Annotated in this window: 9 protein-coding genes and 2 pseudogenes; 1 reads left to right on the top strand and 10 read right to left on the bottom strand. The window is 63.4% G+C overall.

What is annotated here, in order from left to right; genetic code table 11:
- The 3 genes from ACYPXD_RS06520 to ACYPXD_RS06510 all read right to left on the bottom strand — a co-directional run.
- Nucleotides 1-856: carbon-nitrogen hydrolase family protein (locus tag ACYPXD_RS06520; RefSeq protein WP_459708784.1), on the bottom strand; the 856-nt coding region annotated here is incomplete at its 3' end.
- Nucleotides 857-881: 25 nt separating this feature from the next.
- Nucleotides 882-2,741 (bottom strand): solute symporter family protein, encoded by a 1,860-nt coding sequence (locus ACYPXD_RS06515; protein WP_459708781.1) that lies wholly within the window; start codon nt 2,739-2,741, stop codon nt 882-884.
- Nucleotides 2,731-3,072, bottom strand: a complete 342-nt coding sequence (locus ACYPXD_RS06510; RefSeq protein ID WP_459708779.1) for a DUF485 domain-containing protein — start codon at nt 3,070-3,072, stop codon at nt 2,731-2,733. Before ACYPXD_RS06510 ends, ACYPXD_RS06515 begins: the two co-directional genes overlap by 11 nt.
- 203 nt (nt 3,073-3,275) lie before the next feature.
- Here ACYPXD_RS06510 and ACYPXD_RS06505 point away from each other — a divergent pair, with 203 nt between their 5' ends.
- Nucleotides 3,276-4,172, top strand: coding sequence for a LysR family transcriptional regulator (locus ACYPXD_RS06505; protein WP_459708777.1), 897 nt, complete (start codon nt 3,276-3,278; stop codon nt 4,170-4,172).
- 117 nt (nt 4,173-4,289) lie between these two features.
- Here ACYPXD_RS06505 and ACYPXD_RS06500 read toward each other — a convergent pair whose 3' ends face one another.
- The 7 genes and pseudogenes from ACYPXD_RS06500 to ACYPXD_RS06470 form a co-directional block, all read right to left on the bottom strand.
- Nucleotides 4,290-5,552 (bottom strand): YbfB/YjiJ family MFS transporter, encoded by a 1,263-nt coding sequence (locus tag ACYPXD_RS06500; RefSeq protein ID WP_459708775.1) that lies wholly within the window; start codon nt 5,550-5,552, stop codon nt 4,290-4,292.
- Nucleotides 5,553-5,577: 25 nt separating this feature from the next.
- Nucleotides 5,578-6,564 carry a LysR family transcriptional regulator gene (locus tag ACYPXD_RS06495; protein ID WP_459709107.1) on the bottom strand — a complete coding sequence of 329 codons (987 nt, stop codon included), beginning with the start codon at nt 6,562-6,564 and terminating at the stop codon, nt 5,578-5,580.
- A gap of 84 nt (nt 6,565-6,648) precedes the next feature.
- On the bottom strand, nt 6,649-7,353 hold the full coding sequence (locus tag ACYPXD_RS06490; protein ID WP_459709105.1) for a LysR substrate-binding domain-containing protein: 705 nt from the start codon (nt 7,351-7,353) through the stop codon (nt 6,649-6,651).
- 123 nt (nt 7,354-7,476) lie between these two features.
- Nucleotides 7,477-7,587, bottom strand: a pseudogene (locus ACYPXD_RS06485) (LysR family transcriptional regulator); the annotation flags it as partial.
- A 246-nt stretch (nt 7,588-7,833) separates the two neighbouring features.
- Nucleotides 7,834-8,721 carry a LysR substrate-binding domain-containing protein gene (locus ACYPXD_RS06480; protein ID WP_459708773.1) on the bottom strand — a complete coding sequence of 296 codons (888 nt, stop codon included), beginning with the start codon at nt 8,719-8,721 and terminating at the stop codon, nt 7,834-7,836.
- A 225-nt stretch (nt 8,722-8,946) separates the two neighbouring features.
- Complete coding sequence (locus tag ACYPXD_RS06475; protein ID WP_459708770.1) at nt 8,947-9,690, bottom strand: aspartyl/asparaginyl beta-hydroxylase domain-containing protein; 744 nt, start codon at nt 9,688-9,690, stop codon at nt 8,947-8,949.
- Nucleotides 9,691-9,723: 33 nt separating this feature from the next.
- Nucleotides 9,724-9,955: pseudogene (locus tag ACYPXD_RS06470) on the bottom strand (hypothetical protein); the annotation flags it as partial.

The raw sequence follows: 9,955 nt of genomic DNA, 5'->3' as shown, positions 1-9,955 counted from the left end.
CGAACTGCGCATAGGCAATGCCGTCCTCATCGCAAAGCGAATCGCCGACCGGCGCGCCGGTCGGATCGACGAACAGGGTCATGGCGCGCGACGAACCGTCGAGCACCGCGGCGGCGGCGGGGTCCCGCGCCACGAGGAAGTCGCGCATTTCGTTATCCATATAGCCTGCGCAGATAATGCCGAATGCCTTCGCTTCGAACGAATGCGCGCCGGCACGAAGCCGGTTCGCCGAGACGTTGTCGAAGTTGCCGCCGCTGATCGGGCGGCGCGTGGGCCACAGCGCGGGCCAGCTCGAGATGTGAATCTGCTCGCCCTGCGCGATCAGCGAATAGCGGGCGAGCGGATTGGTGTTCTCGCCGCAGATCAGCCCGCCGATCCGGCCGATGCGCGTATCGGCGACGTGCAGACCGGCGCCGTCGCCGGCTGCCCAGACGAGCTTCTCGTAGAACGTCGGCACAAGCTTGCGGTGATGGTTCAGCACTGCGCCGCGATCGTCGATCAGCACGTTCGAATTCCACAGGCAGCCGACGCTGGCGCGCGAGCGCTCGCTGAACCCCATCGAAACGAACACGCCGTTGCGCTCCGCTTCGGCAGCGATTTCCGCGAGTTCGCTGCCGTCCGCATAGAGGCTTTCCGCGGCGAACCGTTCGAACAGGTCGTGATTGTCGATCGGCGCCCAGAGCGATGCCCACACGGGGAACGCCGGAATGTACGACTCGGGAAACGCCACGAGCTGGGCACCGTTACGGCTTGCTTCGCGAATCAGCGAAACCGCTTTGGCAACCGTTGCACGCTTGTTCAGGAACACAGGCGCCGCGTGGACCGCAGCAACTTTTACGACGGGAAGATAGGACATGATGGTATTGGCTCGATAGATTGTATTAGTGATCGAATGCGGACACGGCGCCGTAACCTGTCTCGCGGCGCACAACGAGTTCCGCCCAGCGCTTGCGCGCCGCGGCGTCGCGCGTGAGCAGCGAAACCAGGATGACGAGCAGGAACCCGACAGGAATCGAGATGATCCCCGGATTGCGCAAGCCGATGAGCGGCGCTTTGAGCCCGACGAGGCTCGTCGCGTCGGCGCGGATGGCATCGGCTGCCGCTTGCGCCGCGCCGCGGCTCGCCAGCAGATGCTGCCGGTTCGCGCGGTCGGGCGGTGCGGCGGCAAGTTGCCTGTCGATCTCCGCCACCTGTTGCAGCGCTTGCCCCCGCACCATCGCCGGATAAGTCATGTTCGGCGACACGAGCACGAGGGCGATGGCCACGAGCGTCCCGCCGACAATCCCGACGAGTACGCCTTGCGTCGTGGTTCTTTTCCAGTAAAGCGTCAGCACGAGGGCGGGAAGGTTGGCCGAGGCGGCGACCGCGTAGCCGAGCCCGACGAGCTGGGCGACGTTCTGGCCGCGCTCGAGGATGCTGACCGCGATGGCCACCGCGCCGACGGCAAGCGTGGCCACGCGCGCCGCCATCACCTGTTGCCGTTCGGTCGCGCGTCCGTTCTTCATGGCGCCGACGTAGACGTCGTGCGCGAGCGACGAGGCGGCGGCCAGCGTCAGCCCGGCCACCACGGCGACGATGGTCGCAAATGCGACCGCGGCAATAAAGGCGAGCATCAGGTCGCCGCCCACGCTGCCCCGGCCGCCGGTCAGCGCCTGCGCGAGCAGCGGCGCCGCCAGATTGCCGCCCTTGTCGAGCGACGCGATCAGCGGGGCGCCGACGAAATAGGCGGCCGCGAAACCGATCACGACAATCGACAGGTGGCACACGCCGATGCCGAGCATCGCCCACATCACGGACTGGCGCGCCGCTTTCGCGTCCTTGACGGTAAAGAGGCGCATCAGGATGTGCGGCATCGCCGCGGTGCCGAGCACGAGCGCGAGCCCGAGCGAAAGCAGTTCGAGCGGCTTGTTCAGATACAGCCCCGGCTCGAGAAAGCGCCAGCCGAGTTCGTCGCCGGCAAGCCCCCGCGCGGCCGCCATCGAGGCGACATGCGCCTGCACGAACGAGCTATGCACCACGGCGTCCATGAAAGCAGGGACGCGGAAGCCGAACGGCAGCCACGCGAGCACGACGAGCACGAACGATGTGCCGATCAGCAGCACGGCCTTGATAACCTGCACCCAGGTGGTTGCTTTCATGCCGCCGCACGCGACGTACACGAGCATCAGGCCGCCGACGCCGCATACCGATACGTTGTAGTCGATGCCGACGAGCGCGCGCACGATAACAGCGCCGCCGACGATCTGCGGAATCATGTAGGCCAGCGCCACCACCACGCTCGACACGGCGGATACCGCTTTGGTCGCGCGGAAACTATTGCGCGCGACGAGCACGTCGCCGATCGTGTAGCGCCCCAGATTCCGGCACGGTTCGGCGATAAACAGCAGCACCGGGATAAACGCCGCAAAGAATCCGACCAGATAGATCATGCCGTCGAAGCCGTACAGTGCGATGAGTCCGGAGGCGCCGAGGAAGGCCGCCGCCGACAGATAGTCGCCGGCAATGGCCAGGCCGTTTTTCGCCGGTCCGATGCTGCCGCCCGCGGTATAGAAGTCGCCCGCGGTACGGTTGCTGCGCGATGCGAACCATGTGATCAATAGCGTCGACATGATCACGAGACCGAAGACCGCATAGGTCAGCACAGGATGGCTGACCGCGGCCGCGTCAGCTGCTTCGGCGTGCGCCGGGATCGTGGCGGCAAGGCAGGCCGCCGCGCAACCGGCACGCAGGCTAGTACGCATGATGTTCCTCCGCGAGCGCGACGCCGGCATCCGGACGCTCGGCAAGACCGGCCGCGGCGCGATCGATCGCTGCCGTGCGGCGCATGAAAATGTAGACGATCAGTCCGCCGAACGGATACTGCGAGACCGCGAACGCGGTGCCCAGATTGACGCCCGGGGCGAGCCTGATGCGGAAGATGTCCGGCGCCCAGGCGATCAGCGCGGGAATCGAAAAGTAGTAAAGCCCGGCTACCAGACCGAGCACCACGATCGTGTTGCGCCGTCGGCGTGCCAGCCGTTTGAAACGCTCGCTTGCGAGCATTGCCTCCCAGTCCGTGTCGCTTTCGGCCATCGGTGTCTCCGTCAGGTGGTGTCAGGTCATCAATCGGCCGGGGCGCGTGCGGGGGGGATGCAGGGGCAAACCCGGGTGCGAAACGCCGGCCGGTGACCCGAAGTTTATGAAAGCGACCTTTCAGCACGAACCGGAAAACAATCTATGGCATGTGCAAAATTGCACGGCGAGAATAGCGCGATGAAAACCGCACCGACCTTGCCATGAACATGAACCGCCTGAGCTGGGATGACTTGCGCGTCTTCCTCGCCGTAGCGCGCGCCGGCAATCTCTCCAAGGCCGGGCGATTGCTCGGCATGGACCACGCCACGGTCGGCCGGCGCATATCGGCGCTCGAATTCGCGCTCGAGACGCCGGTATTCGAACGCGACCGTCTCGGATACCGGCTCAATGCGCAGGGGCGCGAGATGCTGGCCCACGTCGAAGCAGTCGAGGCGAACGTGCTGACGCTTGGCGACCTGATGAACGGAGCACTTCCGGGACACGCCGGCCATGTGCGCATCGCAACGATGGAGGGCATCGCCTCGCTCTATCTAAGCGAACAGTTCGTCGACCTGAAACGGCGCCACCCGGGTTTGACGGTGGAACTGGTGACGTCCGCGACGGACGTGCGCATATCGCACCGCGAGGCCGATCTTTTCCTCGGCTTTTTCGAGCCGCGCGGCGTCAATCTGGACATCGAACACATCGGGCGCTTTGCGCTGCACCTGTACGCCCATCCGGATTACCTCGCGGCGTTCGGCACGCCTCGATCGATCGACGAGTTGCGGGCGCACCGCTTCGTCGGCTATGTCGACGACCTGATTCAACTGGACGCGGTTCGCTGGCTCGACGATGCGATCGACGATCCGCCGATCGCTTTCCACTCCACCAGTATGATCGCGCAGATGTTCGCGGCCGCGGCCGGAGCGGGGATCGTCATGTTGCCGGCGTTCGCGCGGGCCGAGCGCTTCGGTCTCTTGCCGATTCCGGTGAAACGGTTGGCGGTGACGCGCGACGTCTGGATGAGTTCGCATCAATATCTGCGCAGGGTGCCGCGTATCGCGGCCGTCGCGTCGTTTCTCACCGAAATCATGGCGCGCGACTATCCGTTGGCGTGAACGTCTCACGTCGACGCATCGGCGGTAGCACAGAGCCCCTTCGCGCCATGCGTGTCGCGAGGATCTGACTGCGTTGAAGAGACGGGCCTTTACTTTAGGCGGGCCGCGGGTCGCGGCCTATTGAGCCGGCGTGTCGTGTCGAATGAACAGCACGGCGCATAGATCTACGGCGAGGGCAAGAACAAGCGCAGCGGTTCCGATCGCGAACAGAATCCGGTAGTTGCCGCCGTCGTGTCCGAACAGGTACGAAAGACCATAGGCCCCGGCGGCTTGCAAGGTGGCGAAGCAGGTCGTCGCGGTGCTCCATGCTCGCTTCTGCCCGGCCGGATGCTGAGCCAGCAGTTCGTGCAGGCGCCCCAGTACGAGCGGCACGATGCCGGGCACGGCCGCACCGACGAGCACGCTCGATATGATCAGCGCGACCGGGCCCGCATCGAAGGCGGGTAACGCGACGGTGACGATCTGCAGCACCAGTACGCCACGCAGTGCCGGACCGAACCCTACGCGGTCGGCGATATGTCCGGTAATCAGCGGGCCGAGGATTGCGCCCAGGCCGAACATCACCCAATACTGCGCGCCCGCATCGAGCCCCTTACCGAGCCCGCGCGCAACGAAATCCACGAGGAAGATCATGTGCGGAACGAGCCCCACCGCGTTCAGCGCATACTCGGTGTACAGCGCGCGCAGCGCCAGCGGGGTAGCGGCGCGTGCATGCGAGCGCCGGCGGGGCGCCGCGTGTTTCGGCCGCTGTTTCGGCTGCGGTGGCATGGCGGATGCGGCTCCGCTCGCATGCGGCTTTGGCCAGCCATTCCAAGCCACGATGGTCAGCAAAAGGCCGCAGACGCCGAGTCCGATCCATGTTTCGGTGAGACTTTCGCGCAGCAGCGCCGGCACGATGGTGCCCGATGCCGCGATACCGAGACCGATGCCGCTGAAGATCGCACCGCCGACGAATCCGCGGCGTGACGAGGACACGTGAGAAAGAATCGTCGGTGCGGCCAGCACCATCAGCGCGCCGCCCGACAGGCCCGATGCGAAACGCCACGCGAAGAACCACGAAAAAGAGACCGGCACGGAGCAGGCGAAAAACGAGGCGCTCGCCAGCAGCATCATCGCGCGCAGCACGAGCGTGGAGTCGGCATGTTTCGAGAACCAGCCGCCGAGCAGCGCGCCGGCCAGATAACCGCCCAGATTCGCGGCGGCGAGATAGGCGGCCGTCGATGCCGAGAACCACTGGGCAGCGATGATCGCGGGCAGTAGCGGGGTGTAAGCGAACCGCGCGAGACCGATCCCGACGAGACTCGAACACGCGCCTGCAAGAGCACCCCACCAGACGTTGAAAGCGGGTGTCATCGTTGCACGGGTCGCTGCATGTCGCATAGGGGTTCCTGGGTATCCTGATTTTTCAGACTGAGAGTCGCGTCGCGATCGTTCCGGCAGGCTTCGCGGCGTCCGATGGCGTCGGTTCGTCGAGCGCGACGTCGTCTTCCTCGAGCGCCGCTGCAATCCATGACCTGAAGAACTCGATCCACGTCTTGATCTTGGCGTCCAGGTATTGCCGCGACGCGTACAGCATATAGATGTTGAGTTCCTGCAGGCGATACTCCGGCAGCACTCTCACAAGGGCGCCCGAACGGAGCGCGGATCTGACCGTGAGGGTCGGCAGTGCGCCGATACCCATGCCGTCATGCAGTGCGGCTGCCATCGCATCGGGAACATTGACCCGGAAGCGTTTGGCAGGCAGCGCAAAGCGGTACGTCCCGCCGGGACCGGTCAGCGTCCACTCGTCGGCGGGAAAGAGCGGCATCGCCACCTGCAGACAGGTGTGGCGAGCGAGTTCCTCAACCGTCGACGGATATCCATGACGTTCGACGTAGGAGGGCGCGGCACACAATACGCTGTGCACCGTACCGAGTTTGTGCGAGATATAAATCGAGTCGGGCAGGCCGGCCGGAGACACGCGAAGCGCCACGTCATACCTTTCTTCGAGCAGATCCGGGACGTTTTGCGACAGTGTGAGATCGACCGTCACCTCGGGGAAGCGCTCCTGATAGGTTGCGATCGCCGGCACCACATAGTTCTGCCCGATGCTCGACATGGAATGCATCTTCAGTGTTCCGTCGGGCTTGGCAAGCGTGCTCAACGCCTCGGCTTCCGCATTGGTGACGGACGCAACAATGTCATGGCATCGGCTTAGATAGCGCAAACCGGCTTCTGTTAGCGCGATCCTGCGCGTCGTGCGATTGACGAGCCGCGTGCGCAGATGGGCCTCCAGTTCGGAAATGCACCGCGACACATAGCCGGCCGTCGTGTCGAGCTGCCGCGCGGCCGCTGTGAAGCCCCCAGCCTCGGCCAGGGAGATAAACGTCTTCATGTTGCGCAATGTATCCATACTCTGGCAGGGCAAGACAAAAGCTCGGGGCTGGTAATCGAACAACGGAACAATCGAACAGCTGGATCCGGCCGCATACGCGGGCTATATCTGCACGGACTGACTTGTCGCGTCCGCTTCGCCGGCGCACGCATACAGGCCGCCCTCCCTGAAGAACTGGACGCAGAAGTCGACAAAGGTTCTGGAGCGTACCGGCAGCAGTTCGCGATCGGAGTAGAAGAGGCAGATTTCGCCTGCCGGATTGCGTGCGGAGCAGTGCGCGAGAACCGGCACGAGTGCGCCCACCGCCAGGTCTTCATGCAACATCGCTTCAGGCAATGTCGCGATGCCGATTCCGGCCAGCGCGGCGGCGCGTAGCGAAACTTCGTCGGCGTCGATCGAAGACATGGGTGCGACGCTCGCCGCTCGCCCGTCTTCGATCAGGTCCACCGAGTTCGAGCCGCCTTGACGCAAGTCGGGGTGAACCAGAAGATAGTGCGCGGCGAGGTCGGCCAGTCGTTTCGGTGTCCCCCACTTATCGAGGTAACCCGGCGACGCGACCAGTACGCTTGCGGACCGGTACAGCGTGCGTCGAATGACGCCCTGCTGATCGACAAGAGGTGCCGGCACCATGGCCATATCGTACTGGCCGTCGTACAGATTGACTGCGCCGCTTTTGACGGATACCTGAAGATTGACGTTGGGCGAGATCGAATGGTAGTCCGATATAAACCGCGAAAATGCCGGACCGACAAGCCCGTGATGCACCGCGAGGCGTAACCGGCCGCTGTCGACCTCTCTCTGCCGCATGATGCGCCGATGCGCCTCGTCGAGTTCCTCGATGAGTCTGCTGCAACTTTGATAATAGGCAAGGGCGGCATCGGTCAGCGTGATCGAACGCGTGGTTCGATGCAGCAATCGTGTCTGGACTCGATCTTCGAGTTTGGAGACTGCCTTGGAAATCGCACCGGTCGTTACACCGAGCGATTCGGCAGCCTTACTGAAGCTCCGGTGCTGCGTAGCCGCAACAAAGGCTCTCAACATCTGGAGCTGATCCATCCACACCTCACTGCAAAAAGTCAAATGGCCGCGCGCGTTATCGCTCGAAGCTCGGCAATTTGGTCGTTGCTGGCGAAGGCTGCTCGTTGGACGCCAAACCCATGGATTGTTGAGCGAACGCGTGTGAATAGCTTAACAAGCTTCTCGTTCGATCAATGACGGTTTGTTGCGATGGGGATATCTGAAACGCAGATTGCTGCCGATGGGGCGCGTCGAAGCGGTGCGGCTCGGTTATGCCGCGGCCATGCGCGCCCCGAGTTCCGAACGTGCGACGTCGATAAACGATTGCATGGCGCTGGACACATAGGCGTCGTGGCGGCGGATGAAAAGCGTCTCGACATGGCCTTTGCCGTCGGGGAGCGTATGCATGGTCAGCAGGTTGTGGCTGGCGTTTGCGGACACCACCGATCGTGGCAGAAGTGTGACACCGACGCCCGCGACGACGCAAGCGATGATGGCGTCGATCGAGCCGAACTCGAGCGGCGCGGAAACGAAGATTCCCATCTCGGCAAGCAACGCTTCAAGCCGCTGACGGTATGAGCAGCCTATCCGGAACACAATGGCCTTCAGATCCTGAACGGCCGATAGCGCATCGAGCGACCGTATCGCACACGAACTCACCAATACCAGCTCTTCGCGGAAAACGGTTTCGGTATGGACGTCGGGATAGTCGAGCGGACCCGCGATAAACGCGCCATCGAGCCGGCACTCGATGACATCGCGCGTCAGGCCGGAGGTGGTGCCGGTCGACAATGACAATCGCACCTTCGGATACATGCGCGTAAACGTTCCGAGGACCGGAGCGAGGCGTATGGCCGCGGTTGTTTCAAGCGTTCCGAGGTTCAGTGCGCCGCCTGGCGGGCCGTCGTCCACGGCCGCCGTCTTTGCATCGGCAAGCAGCTTCCCCATGCGCGCGGCGTACGGCAGCATGCGCTGTCCGGCCGGTGTCATGCTGACGCCGCGAACGTGCCTTTGAAACAGCGGCACGCCTATCTCGCGTTCGAGCGAACGGATTCGCGCTGTTACGTTGGATTGCACGGTATGCAGTTCGAGGGCCGCCCGATTCATGCTACCGAGACGGGCAACTGCTTCGAAGACCTTCAGATCGGCGATATCCAATCGTTGCACCTTTACGTTTGCGCGTTTCGAAAACCCCGCTTCCGGATGCATAAAATTCCACGTATATCCGGGCCGCATAATGCTATATCAGTTCGGCTCCTGAAGCAGGGGTACCGCCCGCAAGGCTGACGGATAACCTTCTGCGGCTTACGTATGGATGGACGCACGTGCGCGGGGCTGCGGCCAGGGAGGGTCACGCGGATCACGCCGCGGGGCAACGCTGACCTAGTCGCGACGCGTGCGATCGGGTCGGTTGCCGCGGGGGTGCAGGGCGATCGAAAGCCTGCTTTTCCAGCGCGACATCAATATCGAAACACGGACACTCCAGACAACGGCGCTCGACAGCAGGGCAAGGTCCAACGGCATGAAGGGACGCTTGACGTCCAGCAACAGGACGACACGATATTCGTCGCTTTCGTTACGGACAGCATGCTCGAAGGTGTCGTCCCATAGCACGAAGTCTCCTTCGCGAAGACGATAGTCATGGTGATCGATCGTCAGTACGGCGGCCGGTGTGCCGTCGCCATGCGTCGGCATCGATAGAACGAGATAGCCACGCAGCACGCCGCGAAACGGACCCCTATGCGGCGGGATGACATTGCGCGGTCCGAGAATCGAGAGCGAAGCCGATAGCACGTCGGGACAGCTCGCCAGAATGTTTGCCACAGTCGGACATTGCGCGAGATTTTTGTAGAGCGTCACGCCGTAGGCACGCATGATAAAGATGCGCCAATCCGCGCCGCCATCGGTGAAATTTCGATTCTGCGCGGATGCGGACGAATGAAAACGAGGGATGGTGTGCAGATGCCGTATCGCGCGCGACGCCTCGATACTGATTTTTTTCCAGTTCGACACGAGCATCCTGGCACCCGGAAACAGTTTCTCCGCGTCGAGAATCGCTCCGTCGGACATCCGGCGGTCGAACCACCAGCGAAGCGTCCCGACCGCGCAGTTGTATATCGAGGGCATGCGGTTCCTCACGCGCCGAACGGCCTGCCGCTCCTATGCACCGTCGCTGCCCGGTGCGTGCGCCGCTTCGAACAGTTGCTGCGCCGGGCCGAAAAATTCGTAGCGGACTTGGGCCGCTGGTACACCGAGCGTGGCCAGATGGGTGCCGACTGCCTTCATGAAAGGCTTGGGCCCAAGGAAATACACATCGACATCGCTCGAAGCCGGCATGAATTCACGCAGCCGCGCTTCGTCGAGATAGCCCGCGGCGTCATGCGCGCTGTCT

The sequence above is a fragment of the Paraburkholderia sp. 2C genome (genome assembly GCF_054589215.1).
Note: the sequence above shows the minus strand (reverse complement) of the source record. Positions and strands in the feature narration are given on the sequence as shown.